General features: G+C 34.3%; 12 protein-coding genes and 1 riboswitch. Of the genes, 7 read left to right on the plus strand and 5 right to left on the minus strand.

Annotated features, from left to right (window positions below; all coding sequences use genetic code 11):
- The first annotated feature begins 336 nt into the window (after positions 1-336).
- The gene (locus G551_RS0101920) at positions 337-1200 is read left to right on the plus strand and encodes a formate/nitrite transporter family protein (protein WP_027883978.1); all 864 of its coding nucleotides are present in this window, start codon (positions 337-339) and stop codon (positions 1198-1200) included.
- On the opposite strand, the gene G551_RS0101925 is transcribed toward G551_RS0101920, so the two are convergent.
- Complete coding sequence (locus G551_RS0101925; RefSeq protein ID WP_036243099.1) at positions 1197-2051, minus strand: phosphatase PAP2 family protein; 855 nt, start codon at positions 2049-2051, stop codon at positions 1197-1199. The two genes, G551_RS0101920 and G551_RS0101925, sit on opposite strands and share 4 nt — an antisense overlap.
- A gap of 127 nt (positions 2052-2178) precedes the next feature.
- Here G551_RS0101925 and G551_RS0101930 point away from each other — a divergent pair, with 127 nt between their 5' ends.
- A complete protein-coding gene (locus tag G551_RS0101930; RefSeq protein WP_156876734.1) occupies positions 2179-2895 on the plus strand; it encodes a hypothetical protein in 717 nt (238 codons plus the stop codon).
- On the opposite strand, the gene tamL is transcribed toward G551_RS0101930, so the two are convergent.
- From tamL to G551_RS0101950, 4 genes are all read right to left on the minus strand, one after another.
- Positions 2892-5204: a translocation and assembly module lipoprotein TamL gene (tamL, locus tag G551_RS0101935; protein WP_027883981.1), complete on the minus strand. Its 2313-nt coding sequence runs from the start codon at positions 5202-5204 to the stop codon at positions 2892-2894. The two genes, G551_RS0101930 and tamL, sit on opposite strands and share 4 nt — an antisense overlap.
- Positions 5205-10208 (minus strand): translocation/assembly module TamB domain-containing protein, encoded by a 5004-nt coding sequence (locus G551_RS0101940; RefSeq protein WP_156876735.1) that lies wholly within the window; start codon positions 10206-10208, stop codon positions 5205-5207. It lies immediately after the preceding gene.
- Positions 10209-10613: 405 nt separating this feature from the next.
- The gene (locus G551_RS0101945) at positions 10614-11285 is read right to left on the minus strand and encodes a response regulator (RefSeq protein WP_027883983.1); all 672 of its coding nucleotides are present in this window, start codon (positions 11283-11285) and stop codon (positions 10614-10616) included.
- Entirely contained in the window at positions 11286-13208 is a 1923-nt protein-coding gene (locus G551_RS0101950) for a tetratricopeptide repeat-containing sensor histidine kinase (RefSeq protein ID WP_156876736.1), read from the minus strand.
- A gap of 167 nt (positions 13209-13375) precedes the next feature.
- Between G551_RS0101950 and G551_RS0101955 the strand changes: the two genes are divergently transcribed.
- The 5 genes from G551_RS0101955 (at position 13376) to tenA (ending at position 20135) form a co-directional block, all read left to right on the plus strand.
- A complete protein-coding gene (locus G551_RS0101955; RefSeq protein WP_027883985.1) occupies positions 13376-16957 on the plus strand; it encodes a metallophosphatase in 3582 nt (1193 codons plus the stop codon).
- A gap of 120 nt (positions 16958-17077) precedes the next feature.
- A riboswitch (TPP riboswitch) is annotated at positions 17078-17170 on the plus strand.
- A gap of 60 nt (positions 17171-17230) precedes the next feature.
- The gene (gene thiM / locus G551_RS0101960; RefSeq protein WP_027883986.1) at positions 17231-18034 is read left to right on the plus strand and encodes a hydroxyethylthiazole kinase; all 804 of its coding nucleotides are present in this window, start codon (positions 17231-17233) and stop codon (positions 18032-18034) included.
- A complete protein-coding gene (thiE, locus tag G551_RS0101965; RefSeq protein WP_027883987.1) occupies positions 18027-18656 on the plus strand; it encodes a thiamine phosphate synthase in 630 nt (209 codons plus the stop codon). The genes thiM and thiE overlap by 8 nt, the downstream gene beginning before the upstream one ends.
- A complete protein-coding gene (gene thiD / locus G551_RS0101970) occupies positions 18656-19498 on the plus strand; it encodes a bifunctional hydroxymethylpyrimidine kinase/phosphomethylpyrimidine kinase (RefSeq protein ID WP_027883988.1) in 843 nt (280 codons plus the stop codon). Before thiE ends, thiD begins: the two co-directional genes overlap by 1 nt.
- The gene (tenA, locus tag G551_RS0101975; RefSeq protein WP_027883989.1) at positions 19482-20135 is read left to right on the plus strand and encodes a thiaminase II; all 654 of its coding nucleotides are present in this window, start codon (positions 19482-19484) and stop codon (positions 20133-20135) included. Before thiD ends, tenA begins: the two co-directional genes overlap by 17 nt.
- Positions 20136-20149: the final 14 nt, after the last annotated feature.

Consider the following 20149-nt stretch of genomic DNA (forward strand, 5'->3'; position numbering starts at 1 on the left):
GTCTAAAGATAGTTACATTTCATCTACACTTAGTATGTAACTGGCTAAAAAACAAATTGCATTGCATATTTCACCTATTTTTGAAATATAGATTAACAATCTAAAAATTTAAAGTGTTTTTATTGAGATTTTGATAGCCCAACGTATAAATAGTATTTTTCAAGTTGAGTTCTAGATGTGGGTTTTCATAATTGTTAGTTTTTAAATGTTAGTAAGTTTACCCCACGTCGAGAGTCGGTTTCACTTTGTGAGCCGGCGCTTTTTTGTTGTTAAAAAAATGCTTATTATTTTTAGTCTTTAACGCTTCGCCCTAAATTTGAGTATTATATCTCAACGATGACAAAACAAGAAGAACAAACCCAACATCATATCGATTCTGAAATTCACGATTCTGCTAACGATTCAAAAAAAAGTGCTAGTACAAAAAAATCTCATGGAGAGATTTTAAAAGATCAGATCTGTGAAGGCCAAGAAACTTATAATAAGAAACCAAGCAGTATTATATTAAGTTCGATGACCGCTGGTTTAGAAATTGGGTTTAGTTATTTGCTTATTTGTAGCTTATTTTATTTTTTGAAAGACACTTTCGATAATACTACATTATTCAAACTTATTGCTTTTGTATATCCGGTAGGATTTATTTTAGTGATTTTAGGACAATCTATACTTTTTACAGAGCAAACATCCTTATTAACCTTACCGGTATTAAATAGAAAAAGAAGTGTAAAAAGCCTATTCAAAATATGGAGTCACGTTATCCTAGGGAATTTAATCGGTGGAATTTTAATGGCATTAACCCTAATTTGGATAGGACCTCAGCTAAAATTATTCGATTTAAATACAATTGAAACCATTGCTAAACACGTTACAAAACCCGATACAATTACCATTTTTATAAGTGCAATTTTAGCCGGTTGGCTTATGGGACTTTTGTCTTGGTTATTATCTTCTGCGACAGAAACGGTTAGCAGAATTATCATTATTTTTATTATTACTGCAACGATGTCTTTTACCGGTCTGCATCATAGCATTATTGGTAATGTTGAAGTATTCTCTGGAATGATCACCTCAGAAAGTATTCAGTTTTTAGATTATATAAGATTTCAGTCTTTTGCGTTATTAGGTAATGCCATTGGCGGTGCATTTTTTGTGGCTTTGCTCAAGTATCGAGCGTTTGTTTACAATGTAGATATTAATTAAAAAGTACCGATCACTCCTATTCTATTTCCACCGAATTGTAATTGCCAAGAGATTTTATTGTTACGCTCTTTGTAAGCAGGATCATTGCTCATCGTTCGGTCTAAATATTTATCGATAGAATCGACTACCACAATCGTTAAAGCTGTACTTAAAGCTACATCGGTTAGCCAGTGGGCTTCTGCCCAAAGTCTTGATACCGGAGAAACCATTCCACCGGCGATTAGTGCGCCTTTCACCCATATATTATCAAACTGTTTCGACAAGGCATAAAAGGTGGTAAATGATAAAATTGTATGTCCAGATGGGAAAGAATGATAACCACCTTCATTACTAAAAGGCCTAAACGTAGCTTTACTTCCAGAATTTGGTCTTGCCCTACCGGTAGCGGTTTTACTAATGGTTTGTATAAGTCCGGCAGCACTTGCAGAAGATATCATGAGAATACCGGTTTTTCGTAACTTTTTACTTTTGGTAAATAAACCGGCTAGGTAAATTGCTCCGTTTACGCCGTAATTATTTTGAGGAGAACCAAAATACCAACCAAAATCTTTTACTACACCGGGAATATCTTCGTTTTGTCGAGCAAAATAATCGTGTGCATCGTCATCAATAATATTTAAACCTGCAGTTCCTACCGCAATACTCGCTGCAATTGCCCAGTCATCTTGATCCCATTTAAACGGACTCGTATACACTTGTTTAAAACCACCCCACATTAAACCGGCATCGTATTTAGCTAATTCCCAAGTGGTTATTTTTTCTTCGGAAATAACTTGAGTAGTATCGATTTGAGCAAAAACTGAATTTGTAAAGCTTAAAATTATGATCAGACTAGTAAGAATTATTCTCATTGTAAATATTTTATGCAAATAAAAAGTTATTCAGTTTAATTTAAATAAAAATTCACTAAAGTTTCACATTTGAAATTTTTTGCGTCAAAAAGAAACAATTAGGTTTGCCGGGAAAAAATTACCCCTTATGAAAAGAAATATAATTACCTCACTCTTCTTATTTTTCACCATTTACTCGTTTTCACAGGTTGCAATTGGTACTACCAACCCAAGTGAAGGTTCTGCCTTTCAGATCGATAGTGAAACCGGAGCTCTTGTACCTCCTAGAATGACTGCAACTCAAATGGCAAATATTCAAAATCCATTACAAGGAGCAATGGTTTTTAATACAACTTCACAACATTTATTTACCTATAATGGTTTAGAATGGCACGAAATGGTAAGATCTTTACCAACCATATTAATGAATAGAGATGGTGGGACTAATTTTACACTATCGGAAGATACTTACTATCAATTTCCATTAGGATCATCTCACGTAAATTATATTGATTCTGATTATTATACTGTAGTTAGTGCTGGTAAAATTGAGATATTACAAGATGGCATCTATAATATTTCATGCGGATTATCAACGAATAATCTTCCTGTAGGAAATAGAAAATATGTTATAGGAATTTACCGCAACGGAACTTTAATAGGATATCCTAACCGTGGTGAAATTAGCATTTTAAATGACGATCCTTCTGGTAACTACTGGGGTTCATCGGGAGTATTAACTTACCAATTTAATGCTAATGATATTGTAGATATTCGTTATGTAATAAATAAAGATTCAGGTGTTTCTGGTACTCAATCTGCTCCAGTTAGAATACTAAATTTAGCTATTACGAAAGTAAACTAGAAAGGATACCCAATTGCAAAATTTAAGACCGGTGAATCATATTCAAATTCGAATGATTTAGCCGGTCTTTTTAATGGCGATGCTAAATCGAAACGTATTACAAAACCTTGAATATCTACCCTCACTCCTACTCCGCTACCAATACCTAATTCATTGGTGAAAGAAGAACTAAACTTTCCTCCCGGTAAGGCATCATTTTCTCTTAACAGCCAAACATTTCCGGCATCGGTAAAAATGGCTCCATTCACATAATTAAATAACGGAAACCTATATTCTAGATTCGCTTCTAAACGAATATCTCCTGCTCTATCAAAATAAGCATTGTAACTAGATTCATCGGTGGGTTGATAGCTTCCCGGTCCTAAACCTCTAATTCTAAAAGCACGAACACTATACGGTCCGCCGGCAAAGTATTGTTTTACAAAGGGTAAAGATTCAGAATTGCCGTAAGAATAACCTAAACCACCAAACAGTCGAGCAATAAGCACTTGCCCATCATCATTCAACTTATAATGATAGCGAATATCAATATCGCCTTTAGCATATTGTGCGTATTGTAAGCCTAAAAATTCATTGATAGCATTACCATCTTCATCGGTAGCAGATTGATCAAAAAGACTTAAGGTATTTCCTGCGATATCAAAATTGAAGTTGAAGTATAAAGCGCCGGTTCGATAATTATCTACCAATTCATTATACGTAAAACCATACGTTAAACCGGCAATAAATTGTTGCTCAAAACTTCTTCTTAAAAATTGATTTTGATTGAGAATCTCATTGAATTCTTCGGTCACATTTCCTAATCTTACGTAATTGATATTAATAGGGTTGAGTTGATGAGTAACATATCGATTTGCCTTCCAAATGTAACCAAATGAGGTTTGGTAAGAGTTTAAACTGTAAAGCTGACTTCTATTTAAATAATCGATCCCTAATTTTACTTCGGTCTGCGGAATGCTATACTTAAAGCGTTTATTTACATCGACAATAGGAAATAACAATCTTGGGAAACGTACCGAGGTTTCTAAACCCAACTGTAAACTACTTAAACCCGATTGTTCGCCTGAAGAAAATTGTTTTTCGTAAGCTACACTCCCTCTAATATTTAATTGTTCTCCGCCTTTAAACCAATTTCTGTTGGTATAAGTTAAACCTAAACCGGGACCGGCAAAGTTGTTTGATTTAGTGACGCCTTGTAATTCTGCTCGTAACGAACGCTTCTGCAAAGGTGAAAGTTCGATAATGGCGTCTAAATGCCTAAATCCATTTTCATCGACGACAGTGTCATTTTCTTTGTAATGAATATTTACAAATTTATAAGTACCTATCGACGATAACCTTCTACTGGTATATTTGGAAAGAATAGGGTTGTAACGCTGCCCAGGCTTCAAAAGGATATAAGGTGATAATCGTTTTGGTTTAAAAAACTCTTTAGCTTGTATAAAATCTAAACTATCTAAGCTTACAGTATCTTTCTCTTGGTCTCTAGTTTCTATAGATTCGTTGGGATAAACATCTACATCATCTATAATATAAGGTACTTTAGATTTATCGGGTACATTATCTTTCAGTCTTAAAAATAAATCGAATTTTTTATTATCGTAAGTATTAGTATCGGCTTCAAAAATTAGAAAATTACCATTAAAATTATAATAACCTTCTTGCTTCAAAAATTCGTCGATACGTTCTCTTTCTGATTTAAAATCTGCCAGATCGAAACGCATTCCTTTTTTGATGACAGAATTTTCATCAACAACCGCTTTTTCAAGCTTTTTAACCAATTCTAAACTGTCTGTACTTGGTAAACTATCTTTCTCTAACTGATAGGTTTCTAAAACATAGGGTTTCTTAAGCGTAACTTCATAATTTACTTTTGCCGTATGCGAAGAAGAATCGATGGTAGAATTAGATTCTATTAAACTATAGAAAAAACCACGATTTTCTAATCGGTTATAAATTAATTCTTCAGTTTCAGAAACTTCTACAGCAGAAAAATATACCGGCTCCTCTCCTATTTTTTTGTTGAAAAATTTATTGATGATCCCCGGATTTTCACGTTGCGCTTTATAATGAAAATACAAGCCGGGATACATTCCTAAAAAACGAGAATTGGGTTGAGGGTAAAGCACACCTTCTGTTTCGGTTTTAACTTCTTTGTAATTTTTATCTAAAACCGTATCGATAAATTTTAAATTTGCTCCACGATACAAAAATTCATCTTCGGGTATGTATTTTTCAACACTACAAGAATATACTGCTAATGCAACTAACAGTATCCCGATTTGATATGTTTTAAAAGGTAATTTCATTTAATTTTCTTCTTCTTCAACAGCTTCTTTGTTTGCTGAATTTTTAGCTTCTCGCTCTTTTTTCTCCTGTTCTCGTTTTTCTTGTTCTTGCTCTTGTGCTAATTCTTCCGCAGTTTTTTTAAATAGCTCATTAAATTTGTTGAATTCTCGCGTAAAAATTAAAGCTACTCCGTTAACAAACACTTGACCGTCGATAATATTTTCGTACTGACTTTTTCTAAATCCGCGTAAACGCCAACGGCCGTCTTCGGTTAATAAATATTCGATACTCACATTACCAATTACAGGATTGGCTTCACCGGGACGATTTTCTCCTTGCACACCAATTTCACTTCCTGCTTGCACCACTAATCGATCATTCATCAATTTTTTGCGCGCACTCACATTTAAATCGGTACGATCTTGCGGCGCATTTCCTTGATAATCGGTATAACTATTTAAGCCAAAACTCAGCTCGATACCCGTATTACCGGTTAAACGATCTGAAAATACATTTAATTGATCTGAAAGTGCCTGGTTTAAATTATCTCTAGCTACTGTTGCCGCACCACCTTGGCTACCATCGGCGCCTTGCTCTGGGTAAAAACGATTTAATACGAGTAAAGAAAATACTTGTTTATTAAGTTGACCTTCTTGCTGATTAAGTTGTCGAACGCGACCGTAAACCGTACCACCAATAGCTCCTTGTTCATTTTCAGGCATATCTAAACCAAAATTTAGCTGCGGTTGCATAAGTTCTCCATCTACATTTAAATACACTAAAAATGGAAGTTTTTGTCGGTAGCGATCTTGAATGTTACTTGCAGAGCCTGCTGTTTGACTTGCCATTAACGAGGAAGCTGAAGTTTCTACTTTATAAATCGCTCGCACATCTAAATCTGCATTCATCGGGTCGCCGCTCCAAGTAATCGTGCTTCCTTTAGCAATATTAAATTTACGCTTCACTAAATTGTAAAGATTCATCTCGTAATGACCGTCGTTTACCTGATATCTTCCCGTAAGTGACGTTCTGCCATTACGCTCAATATTAAATTTTAAATCACCTTGCCCGACAAGTTTTAAATTATCACCTGTTCTTTCATTTAAAATCACATTAACGGTTGCTCCCGGTTCAATTTTTAAATTAGAAGCTAGCTCTAATCCGGTTAAAATAGCAGAAGTATCATCGGCATCATTACGCGTTAAAATAGCATCGGGATTTTCTTTATTTACAAAAACCACAACTCCGTCACGCTCGGTCATTCCAACCTGAGATGGTGGTACAATATAGGTTACATTTGTTTTTTCGTTAATGGTAACGTCAACATCCAATTCAGGGAAACTAAGTTTACCACCAAGTTTAGCATCGATATCAAAAATAGCTTTCCCATAGTATAGATCGTTATCTTCTTCTGTTGAATTTAACGCCTGAAAATCGTTCGCATTAATACTTAAATCAAATGCAGGATCGATCATACTTTCTTGGGTTGAAACATTTCCTTTAACAACAAACTCATTGTTATTGGCATCTAAAATTAAAAAACGAGAGAAATTAATTCCGTCGTTATTCACTTTAATGGTTTCATCTGAAATTGAAAATTCTGAATTTAATTTGCTTACTACAAATTGAGTATTGTTGAATTTAAATTCACCGGAATACTCAGGATTTAAAGTTGTTCCGGTAATGTTTACATTTCCGCTTAAATTTCCTTTAGCTTCTTCTAATTCTTCAGGAACAAATTGCTGAATAAGCGGTAAACCTAATTTCTGTAAGTTTAACTTTAAATCTAAATTGGCAGCAGTTGGGTTAGCTTTATAATCTCCATTTAACGTTAGATCTACTTCTTCTCCTTGTAAACCTAACTGAAAATCATAATTGCTGCCACCTTTCGATTTCGCATCGATCGCTAATTCACCTAATGGAATTTGAGTGACTTTAAAATCTTGAATATCTAGATCTGCGATCATCCCAAGATCTTCGAACGGATTAACTAGAATCAAATTACCTTGAACTATTCCTGAAGATAAATATTCATCGGGATTAAAATAACCTAGCAAAGTAGAGAGTTTAAAATTCTGAATTTCTGCACCGAAATGTTCTGCTTCAATATTAAAATTATTATTGAAATCTATCTGCTGATTATTTCTGCTGAAATTAAAATTATTGAATACGATAGTCTTATCTTCAAAAATCACCGAATTATCTTGCGGAGTTTGCCATTCATTTTTATTAAGAATTAGATTCTCCGGATTTATAGAAAACTGAATTTTACCATCGTTACTCGTCATCATACTCGAAATATGATATAGTTCTTGGTTGCCTTTATCTGAGTTAAAATCTAATCGAAGTGTATCTCTGGTAAGATGACCTTTAAAAAAAGTTTTTTCGATTGATAAAGGTCCAGCATCGATCCCGGAAAAACCGAAAGTAAAATCGGCTTTTTTAGCGGTTGAATTGAGTTTTAACTGTAAACTATCTAATGTATTTTCTTTATATTTTACGTAGGGTAAATTAAAATCTGCCACTAACTCTTCTTTCTCTTCACTAAAGCCCATTTTTATATGAATGCTATCCATTTCTTCAATCCCGTCGATAAAAACTTCAGAAATTATTGGGCGCTGAGAAATACTGGTTTCTACATATAAACGAACAGGTTTTTGCAAGCTATCGCGAGGTTCCGGCTCTTTAAAATAATGCGCAGCATGGCGTTGTAAAGCTTTTAAAAATTGGGTTGGATTGCTATTAGAAAATAATTTAGCATTTAAAAATCCTCCATTTACCGTAACTGCCGTACTATCTTGTGCGATTCTCGTATGTATATCTAAATCGCCAATGTAATAAGGATTGTTGTCGTAAACCGCAATGGCTTCATCTACTTTTGCATCGACCATAAAAGCATCTTTCTCGCCTTTATAAGTTCCATTCAGCATTAATTTACCGCGAATTTGTTTTTGGGTAAACCCTAAAGCATATAGATCGATACCTTGTAAATCTACTTTAAAATCTGCCTCGGGAGCAACGCTGTCTAGCTTTACAAAAGCGTCGACATTTAAATTTACATTTTCATCTTTAAAAGCCGCTTTTACATCGCCTTTGCCATTTTTAATTTTACCGGATAATTGTAAATCTGAAAGATCGTAATCGTTATACGTGAGTTTTGTAAAGTTAGAATTTAACTCAGCATCCAAGGTATTGATAGAACTTCCGCTACCTTTTGTAGTAATTTCAGCTGAAATTTTGCCTAAACTTTCATTTTGCAGCAACGTACCCAGATCGAGTTCTATCGTTTTTACTTCAGCATCAAAAGCTAAACCATCGGTATTTTTATAATCTCCAACAACTTCTATTCGACCTTCAGGCATTTGTAAAACCGCATCGGCAGTAAGATTAGCTAAACTTCCTTGTAAATTACCGGTAAGCTGAATTTTCTTCGGAATTGAAATTCCCAAATCTTTTTCACTTACAAATTGCTGCAAATCACTTTTGGTAGAAGTAATATCGATCGATCGCAAATCTAGCTGAAGCTGTTCAGGATCAGTTACCGAAACCAATCTACCGTGGGTACTAATTTTAGTAGTCATTCCCCATTGTAAAAGTAAATTATTTAGCTGAAGATCTTGCGCAGTACCGTTTGCACGAACACTTCCGGTAATAGGTTTTTGCTTTAATTTTGAAATATATTCATTTTGTTTGAGCGCAGGATTTAATCGAGTTAGATCGCTCATTTGCAAATACAATGAGTTGATGTTTGCTGAAAGACGAACGTACTCGTAATTTTGAATAGCTTCCGTTAAACTAGTATAATTGGCTGTAATTTCACCTTGTAAATTGCTTGAACCTGTTTTAAGTTGAAGTTGCTCAATACGAGTTTGATCGGGAGTTATTTCAGCATTAAAAGTGAATTGCTCTAAATTAAAATTGCTTACATTTTCATTGAAATTAAATTCGGTTAAATTTAGTCGAGCTGAAGTTTCTTTAGAAAGCTCAATATTTTCTGCCTTAAGATTAAAGTTGGAAAGCTGAATGTTTTGAGGGTCTAATTGATTAGGTTTAGGAAGTTGATTTCCTTGTTGATATAAAATTTGATTATTCACCAAGGCTAAATTAGCAACCTGAAGCCTCCAATCTGGCCAAATTTCTTCAATATTCAAACTTTCTGAAGAATTAGTTGAATTTTGATGGGTTGGCTCTTCTTGTTCTGGCAACGATATTTCAACTAAAGAATTTTCTAGCTCGATGGTATTAAATTCTATTTCTTGCGAAGCGAGATCGAGTAAAGGCATTTCTGCATAAAAATTTTCAACTACACCAGAAAATCTACTCTCTTGCGGAATCGACTCAAAACTAGCTTGTACGTTTTTCAATTGAAATTCATCTACTTTAAATCTTGGTAAAGCAATCGTCGTACTATCTTCTGAAGTTACTAATTTGGTCTGAACAATTTTTGCCTTCGTATTTTCAAGCTGAAGTGTTGAAGCTTCAAAATTCATTTGTTGCAGATCAAAATTTTCTCCGCCATAAAACAACTTCCCTAGTTTTACTTCTGCATCGATCCCACTAACCGAATCTTTATAAGTCACATCAAAATCAGCCAGATCGAGATCGCCAATAGAAATTTCCATCGGTTGAGAAGGTTGCTGTTGTTGTGTTTGTGTGGTATCGCTGGCAGCTAGTGCATCGATTAAAAACTGATAGTTAAAACCGTTGATCGAATCTTTTCTAACGATGTTAGCTTTTAAACCTTTCCACTCTAAATTATCGACGCTAAAAGCATTTCCTTTCACCAATGGCCAAATAGGGATATCGGCTTCTAAAGTTTTAGAATAAATAAGTGTATCGCCTTTTTGATCTTCCAGATATAAGCCCTCTAAAGAAATGTCTCCGGAAAACGTAATAAAAAGTTTATCGATACGAACTTCTGTATTTGTTTTACCAGAAACGTAATTGGTAAGTTTGTTGACGATGATGTTTTGTCCCCACGGACTTCTAATAAACAAGACTAACAAAATGAATAAAAGCAGCAAGATTAGAATAATTCTCGCTATAATTTTAAACGTTTTTTTTAAACGTTTTTTAGTCTTATTAGTTGATTTTTCTTGGTTCACAGATGCGCTCTACTTCTAGCTCACCAATATATACCGAAGAAAAATGTTACAGAAAAGTAAAGTGTTGAAATTTAGTTAAAGTTTCTTAAGTAGAATAAAAAAGGAAAGACTGCAACAAAAACAAATTTACCCCACGTACCTGTTTTCACCTAAAACAACAAATCCTGCAGCGGTTTGTTGTAATTTATGCAAATAAACATAAATTGGCTAGCAGTCTTTCACTTACAGTTAATTGCTTAACCAAAACCCAAAACAAAGATATATTATGTTTGCATAGCATCCTTACGGAAATCCGTAAATGAATAGTTAAAATTTTAAGATTTACTAAATGACACCGAGGTCTTTCGCTTTAGCCACAAGGTTTGTGGTGTTTTTTGCCTTGAAAAAATTTTTTAAATTATTTATTCGTTTTTCTATGGAACTGGTACTAGAAGGGTTTCTATTTTCATCTTTAAAGCGGGTAGAAATTTCTGATTGATGGTAACCTTCTTCTAAAAGTTCTAAAATTTTAATGTCGTAATTGGTGATTTCGTATTGTTTATTTTCTTCGCAACGATTACCTACCGCTTCAGAATAAAACTTTTTCCCTTTATTTAAATGATGAATAGCTTGCTTTAGATCTTTTTGGTCATTTCTGCCTTTACAAACGTAAGCGTCGATATCGAGGTATTTAGAAAACTTTTTAATCTTTTGTGCACGATCTTCGATAGAGAATACAAGAATTTTAATATCGATCTGCTCTTCTTTTAAGGCTTTAATTAAAGCTTCACCGTCTTCTAAATTTACGTCTCGATGATCTCTGGCAAAAGAAAGATCGGTAATTAATAAATGGTAAGGTTCTTGGTTTTGCTCTGCTTTTTTTATCAGCAAATAAGCATCATCACAATATTGAACGAATTCAGTTTCAGCAATATTTATTTCTTGCATAACACTGGCTAAACCTTGATGTATACTTTTTACATCTTCTGCTATAATTACTTTTTGAATACGCGACATTTAGACTCTAAATTTTAAAATGATCACCATCCCTTTTTCGGTTTCTTTAAAATCTAAATTTCCGGAAAGATGAGCAACTCTTGCTTCAATATTTTTTATGCCGTTACTAAATTTTAAATCTCTCAAATTAAAACTTTTACCATTATCGGTGTATTGTATCTGAAGATAATTTTCTTCTTTCTTAAAAGAAATAACCACCACATTGGCATTGCTATGTTTTTTCATGTTGGTCATTAGTTCTTGTAAAATACGGTATATAGTAAGTTTTAAGTTATTTTTTAAGGGTTGCCAAAATTCTTCTGAAGAGTTTTGTATTAATACATTGGCGTTTTTACTTTGAAATGAAGTAAGCATTACTTTTAGATTTCCGTGGAAATTTTTCAGCAATAAAGAACTGTCTAATTCTCGAGATATATTTCTACTTCTTACGTAAATATGATCGAGATAATCTAACATTTCGTCGTTAGAATAGATTTGACGATGTTCAATTTTATTCATAAGCGTATAAACTTCATTAGCAACTTCGTCGTGAACACGTTTTGAGAGTTTATTTTCTAATTTAGAAATAGCGATATTTTTATTTTTTTCGTTTTTCTTTCTAATAACTATAAAACCAACTATTAATAGAACAAGAAGTATACTAATTACAGTAATAATTAAAAAATGTCGAAAATTTTCTTTTTCGATCGCCAATTCTTTTTCTGTATTAACTTTCTCGAGTTTTAAAATTTGTTGTTCTTGCAATTCACTATTAAACCTAATTTTCGCAAATTGATTGGCCGCATTAAGTCTGGCATTAGATAGACTATCTTCTAAATATATATATTTTCGCAGGTAATCGTTTTCTTCATTATCGTTACTATGTAAAGCTAGAATTTCATACATTTCTAACTTATCTTCTACACTTGGGACTAATGCCAATGCTTTTTTTGCATTCTTTACTGCTAAGGCTACATTTTTGTCTTTATAATAATCGGCTAAATGTAAATAGGCAGCGTAACGAGGTGCATAATTTTCTTTTGCTAATAGTTGAATGGATTGCTGAATAAGTACTAAACCTGATTGATCTCCAGATTTTAGTTGAGCATAACCTAGATTGTCTAAGCCTCGAGCTCTTCTGGTTACCGACTTGTAAACTAAACTATCCTCGAGCAGCTCTTTAAATAATTGTATACTTTCATCGTACTTACCGGCTTTAAGTAAGAACATTCCTTTATTGTTCTGTAAAGTAGGTCTTATATGCGAGTAACTATTTAGATCGATCGATTTTTGGATCCAATTTAGTGCTGCTTCATCTTCGTGTTGATTAGATGAAATCAGTGCCAATAAATTATAACCGGAAATTAAAAAACGCTCGTTCTCTTTTTTACTTAAATCTAGATAACTTAAACCTTCAATTTGTGCATTTTGGCTTCCTACAAAATCACCTAACTTATTTTGTACGCTAGCCATTCGAATACTAGACTTAGCGATATTTAAACTATCTTCTAATTCTAAAAAGAGTTTTTTTGCATTGTTATAGTAGAAATAGGCTTTTTTAAATTGATAACGATTGCCAAAATAGTGCATACCAATATCGTAATTGGCTTGGGCTAAATATTGCTTTTGGTTAGATTTTTCAGCTAAATTGTATAAGGTATCTAAATAAGATTCTACTTTTTCTTTGGGTAAACTATCGGCAATCAACGGATAAATATATGAATAGCCTTTATAAGCTTCAGCATAATTTTCAGCTTCCAAACTTTCATCAAGTAGATGGTATAATCTTTTTATTGATGAATGCTTATAGACACTATCTTTTAGCGTTTCTGTACGCATATCAGATCGCTCCTCTTCTACTGCCTGATGATCGTAACTTACAAACAGCAAAAACAGCATAACACCGAGCAAAAATTTCAGCTGAAAAATTTTGTGAGGTTCCAAAAAAGATAAATTTGATTCAATTTTTGTAAAAATAACAGTTCTGAAAAAGAATTTCCAAATGCTTTCTAAATAATTTTTTATCAAATGTTATAATGAGTTAAAATTAGCCGTGGTAAAGGAAAATTTTTGAAAATTGAAATGTTAAAAACAAACGCATTTAAATTTATATGAAAAAACTACTTCGTTTCAAATGGCTATTTTTCCTAACAATTTTAGGTTCTTTAGGAAGTGTTTCTGCACAAACTTCAACCAATAAAGAAGTCTCGAAAACTCTATTTTTTACAGCAAATACGGGCTTTAAGAAAAATTCTGCTTCTAAAGAAGTTTTAAAAGCAATTACCAAAGCTTCTCAAAATGCAGAAAATGCCTCTTTTGTATTAATTGGTAATTTAACCCCAAAAGATGGTTTTCCGCAACGCGATGATGAAGAAAAACGAGAAGAAATAAAACAATATCTCACTGAAGAACTGTTAAATCCTTTAGCAAACTTTAATGGAAATTTAATATTTGGGCCAGGAATCAACGAATGGAATAAAGAAGGACACGAGAATATCGACGATATGGAGTCTTTCTTACAAGATAACAGTAATTCAGATTTTTGGCCAGACGATGGTTGTGCAAGCGAAAATGAAACTTTAAGTGATGAAGTAGAATTAATCATGGTCGATTCTGAATGGTTTTTAGAAGATTGGAACGAGCATCCTTACATCAATAATAAATGTGATATTAAAACTCGCGAGCAATTTTTTATAGAGTTTAAAGACGATATTAAAGATGCGCAAGGTAAAACTGTAATCGTCGTTGTACATCACCCAATTATGTCTTCTACCAAATTAGGATTATTTGAAAAAATGGGCGGTTTTAGTTCACAAGCTTATTATGGGAAAAGGCGTCAAGAACTTGCCGGAAGAATGGAAACGCTCGCCAGTCAGTTTGAAGATGTAATTTTTGTATCTGGTCACGATAAAAATTTACAATTCTTAGAAGATGATGGTATCCCGCAAATCATTAGCGGCGCAGCGGTTACAAATACAAAAAAAGCTAAAAAAGATGAAGACGATCATATCGCTTCAACAGATATTGGATATGCAAAACTTACCGTTTTTAAAGATGGAAGCTCTAAAGTAGAGTTTTATAGTGTTGCCAATGGCAATTCAACAAAAATCGGTGAGCATCAAATTAAACGAGAGCGTATTTCTGAAGATGAAGTAAGCTACCATTCTAAAAATGAATATGGTCAAACCTATAAAGCATCAGTATATTCTAAAGAAGAAACCGATAAAAGCGGACTTTATAAATGGTTCTGGGGAGAACATTATAGAAATGTGTACAGCAAAGATATCGAAGTTCCGGTTCTATTTATAGATACCTTAGCAGGTAATCCTGTTGCTGTTCGTGAAGGTGGCGGGCACCAATCCAGATCTTTAAGAATTAAAGGCGAAGACGATCACGAATACACCTTACGTGAAGTAAGGAAAAGTGCTTTACGTTTTTTACAATCATTCATTAAAGACCACTACGTACGTGATTATATGAAAGAAACTATTGCTGAAGATTTAGTTTCAGATTTTTATACAACAGCACATCCTTACGCTCCTTTTGCGGTGAACGATCTTTTGGAAGCGATAGATATTTACCACGCAAATCCAAAGATCTACTATGTACCAAAACAAGAAAACTTAGGTATTTATAACGAAGATTATGGCGATAAACTTTATATGTTAGAAGAACACGTGGGAGATGAAAATAAAAGTTTTAAAGATTTTGGAGATGCAGACGATATTTTAAGTACCGCAGATATGTTATTAGAACAAAGAGAGTCTAAAGACATACAAATTGATGAGGCGGTTTTTATAAGAGCTCGAATAATGGATATGCTTTTAGGAGATTGGGATCGTCACAACGACCAATGGCGTTGGGCAGAGTTTGAGCAAGGCGAAGATAAGAAAGTTTACAAGGCTATCCCTCGAGATCGAGATCAGGCGTTTTCTAAATATGATGGTTTAGCAGTTTCTTTATTAAAATTCGGAGCTCCCGATTTTAGACCTATGCAGAGTTTTGGTCCGGACATTAAAAGCGTGAAATGGTTAAACCGCGATGGTTATGTTTTAGACAAAGCTTTTATTAATGGCGCTACTTGGGAAGAATGGAAAGAACAAGCAGAGTACATTCAAAATAACTTAACAGATAGTAAAATAGATGCTGCTTTTTCAGCTTTACCGAAAGATGTTCAGGATGAAAGTATAGAGCAGATTAAAAAAGACTTAAAAGCTAGAAGAAGTAATATTGTAGATATTGCAAAACGTTACTATACCTATCAAAAAAAGTTTGAAACTGTGATCGGTACAGAAGACGACGACGAATTTCTAATTACCCGTAAGCCAAACGGGATCACTCAAATACAAATGACTAATGAAGATGGTGAAATAGTTTTTGATAATGAATATAACAAAGATGAAACTAAAGAAATCTGGCTTTACGGTTTAGATGGCGAAGATCAATTTAAAATTGAAGGCGATGGCGATCACTACATTAGAATCAATGTTCTTGGTGGTGAAAATAACGATGTTTACGATTTTCAAAATACTCGAAAAACAAAAGTTTACGATTACAAAAGCAAGAAAAATACTTTAGAGAATGTCGGTAAAAAGTGGTTAGTAGATTCTTACGATGTAAATACTTACGATCCTAATAAGAAGAAATTCTCTCAAAACGTACTTTTACCAAGTATTGCTTTCGATCCAGATGCCGGTTTTCAAATTGGTCTTCGAGATTCTTATACAACGCAAGGCTTAACCAATAATCCATTTTCATCCAAACATACATTTGATGCACGTTATTATTCAGCAACCAACGGTTTTTCATTTGACTATTCAGGAGAATTTGCACACATTTTCTATAATTGGAATTTTGGTATCGACGCTCGTTTCACAACTCCAAATTATGCCATTAACTTTTTTGGCTACGGAAATGATACAACTTATGACGACGATGCCGTAACGATGGATTATAACCGAGTTGGTATTGGTCAATGGAGTGTTGCTCCATCATTAATCTGGAGAGACGATGTTGGGTATAGTTTTTACATCAAACCTTCTATAGAATCTTACGAGGTAGAATATAACGCCAATGAGGTGACAGGATTATTAGATGAAAACGATCCGCTTTTTAACAACCAACTTTATGCCGGTGGAGAAATTGGATTTCAGTTTAAAAACAAACCGGGGCAATTAGCTTTTATTCGCCGCGGAATGGAATTTGGAATAGTTGGTGGTTACAAAACCAATATCGATGAATATGACAACAAATTTGGGTATATTGAACCTACGGTGTCTTTCGATTATCCGTTACACGAAAGTGGTTTAGCCGTTTTGGCAACCAAATTAAAAGGTAGAGCGATTATTGGTGAGGATTATGAGTTTTATCACGGTGCAACCATCGGCGGGAATAATAGTTTAAGAGGTTATCGATATGAACGTTTTAACGGTAAATACTCTTACTTTCAAACTACAGATTTACGCGTAGGAATTACAAAAATTAGAACCAACTTTATTCCACTTCGATTGGGAGTTACTGCCGGGTTCGACTATGGTCGCGTTTGGGAAGAAAACGACGATAGCAACGATTGGCATAACAGTTACGGTGGTTCTGTGTTCCTTAACGGTTTTCAAGCCTTTACCGGGAATTTAGGATTCTATCATAGTGAAGACGGTAACCGAGTAATGTTTACTTTAGGATTTAAGTTCTAACCTTAATTATAAAAATTATCAAAAGCGTGAATTTAAATTCACGCTTTTTTTATGGATTTATTTTTCTTCGGTAATTTCAACTGAATATATCTTCAAATCAACTCATAATCCTTAAATTTGAATTGGCTTTAGGGGTATTCTGTAAAGAATTGAGAGAGTCCCTTTGAACCTGATTCGGTTAACACCGTCGTAGGGAAAAGTTTAGAATTAAAGTTTCTTCTTGTTCTAAAGGAATTCGTCCTTCAGCCATTTATAATTTTAAAAACTTAAATGATGAAAGACCTTCTTTGGAAGAATATCACGCAACTTCGAGCACAATCTCCCCTAGTTCATAGCATTACCAATTATGTGGTGATGAATAACACGGCAAACGCTCTGTTAGCAGCCGGAGCCTCACCAATTATGGCGCACGCACATCCCGAAATGGAAGATATGATGAAGATCTGCCAAGCTTTGGTAGTAAACATCGGTACACTCGATGAATATTGGGTTACTTCCATGAAAAAAGCCGCAACGCAAGCCAATCAACTTCAAAAACCTTGGGTGCTCGACCCTGTTGGCGCCGGAGCAACCCCTTATCGAGATGAAGTTCTTGCCGATTTATTAAAAATGAAACCAACTATTATTAGAGGGAACGCTTCAGAAATTATGGCGCTGGCAAAACACAACACTACACCAACCAAAGGTGTAGATAGTTCTGCGGAAAGTAACGAAGCTATAGCTGCTGCCAAATTTTTAGCTGAAGAATATCAAACGACCATTTGTATTTCAGGGGAAATCGATATTATCTTGAATGATCAAAAAGAAATTCACCTTACTAACGGAAATGCGTTAATGGCAAAAATCACCGGAATGGGTTGTTCTGCAACTGCATTGGTCGCGGCGTTTTCAGCAATTATTAAAGATAAAGCTGAAGCAGTAACTTCTGCGATGGCATTACTTGGCGTTGTGGGAGAATTAGCCGCAAAAGAAAGTAAAGGCCCGGGAAGTTTACAATTAAATATCTTAGATAAACTCTACAACCTCACTGAAACTGAATTTTCAACTACTTTAAAAATTGAAGTAAAACGTGGTTAATTCATTTCCCTATAAATTATACTTGGTCATTTCTGAAGAAGCTTGCAAACATGATCATTTTTTAACCGTAGCTGAACAAGCCGTAAAAGGCGGCGTAGATCTAGTTCAATTACGAGAGAAAAATGCTTCCACAGCAATATTTCAGCAGAAAGCTTTTCAGTTGAAAGAAATTTTAGATCGTTATCAAGTCCCGCTAATTATCAATGATAATCTGGCAGTTGCTCGGCAAGTTGAAGCTTTTGGGATTCACGTTGGGACTTCAGATGTTCCTCCAACTCAAATTCGTGAACGCTGGGAAAACGTACAATGTTTAGGTTATTCAATTGAAGATTTACAACAATTAGAATCTTTAGAAACCAAAACTGCCGATTATTTAGGTGTGAGTCCGGTATTTAAAACCGACACCAAAACCGACACAATTATTGAGTGGGGATTATCGGGCATAGAAAAAATACGTTCGTTATCTCAAAAACCACTCGTTGCTATTGGAAATATGAAGATTGAAAATGCAAATGAAGTGATAAAAGCGGGAGCCGATTGTATTGCAGTGGTTTCAGCTATTTGCGCTGCTCAAAACCCTGCAAAAGCAGCAGAACAATTAAGAAATAAAATCGAAAAATAATGAATTCTAAAAAATATACATATCCATCCGTTTTGACTATTGCAGGATTTGACGGAAGCGGCGGCGCAGGGATTCAGGCCGATATGAAAACCATTTCGGCTTTAGGTTGCTATGCTACTTCTGCCCTAACCGCCTTGCCGGTACAAAACACCACAGGTGTAAAATCTATTTTCAGTATTCCGGAGAAAGTAGTAGGCGAACAAATTAAAACGATCTTAGAAGATATTTTTCCTGATGCTGTAAAAATCGGGATGGTACATACTTCTACATTAGTGGAAACTATCGTTGAAAAATTAAGCCACTACCCTAACCTACCGATCGTTTTCGATCCGGTAATGGTGGCCACAAGTGGTGATCATTTAATTGAAGATGAAACGATACAAAGTATTGTTCAGCAATTATTTCCTATCGCAAATGTGATCACGCCCAATCTTGATGAAGCTGCAATTTTAGCCGAAATGAAGATTGAAACGGTGGAAGAAATGAAAATTGCAGGTAAAAAAATTATGGAACTCGGTTGTCAATCTGTTTTGCTGAAAGGCGGACATTTAAAATCTAAAAAACTGACCTCTTTATATTTTTCACCTAACGGAAACATCAAGAGTTTCGAATTTCCTAAATATGAAACCAACAACACGCACGGTTCAGGTTGTACGCTTTCATCGGCAATTGCTTCGTATTTAGCACAAGGAAAATCCTTGTTGGAAGCAGTAAGTTTAGGGCAAGAATATATTCATCAAGCCATTTACCACGGAAAAGATGTTGCCATAGGTAAAGGTAACGGACCGGTAAATCACTTTTTTAATCCGCAAAAACTTATCAAAAATGAAATGGACAGATAAATCTTGGAAATCTATTGAAACGATTTACCAGAAAATAATTGAAATGCATTTTATAAAAGAGCTTCAAAACGGAACGCTTCCACTTGAAAAATTTCAATTTTATATGGGGCAAGATTCTTATTATTTAGAAAATTTTGCCCGAAGTTTAGCCTTGATCGGTGCTAGAGCCGAACGCATAGATCACTCTTTAGATTTTATTCGATTTGCTGAAGGAGCGATCGTGGTTGAAAAAGCCTTACATGATTCTTATTTTCAGGAATTTGGTTTAGTAAATAGAGGAAATATTGAACCGACAACGCATCATTATATTAATTTCCTAAAAAGTACTTCAGCTTTAGACCAAGTTGAGGTTGCGATGGCGGCAGTCTTACCTTGTTTTTGGATTTATCAAGAAGTAGGAGATTATATTTATAAAAATCAGTTGAAAGAAAATAATCCCTACCAAAAATGGATCGACACTTATGCCGGTGAAGAATTTGAAACTTTAGTGATAAAAGCAAAAGAAATTTGCGATTTGGTCGCAGAAAATTGTACCGAAATTCAACAACAAAAAATGACGGATGCATTTGTTGCTGCAAGCAAATTAGAATTTATGTTTTGGGATAGCGCTTATCGATTAAAGTATTGGGAAGTATAAAAAAGGGAAGCAAA

Origin of the sequence: Mesonia mobilis DSM 19841 (assembly GCF_000423405.1) — a bacterium.
In the GTDB taxonomy this organism is placed as follows: domain Bacteria; phylum Bacteroidota; class Bacteroidia; order Flavobacteriales; family Flavobacteriaceae; genus Mesonia; species Mesonia mobilis.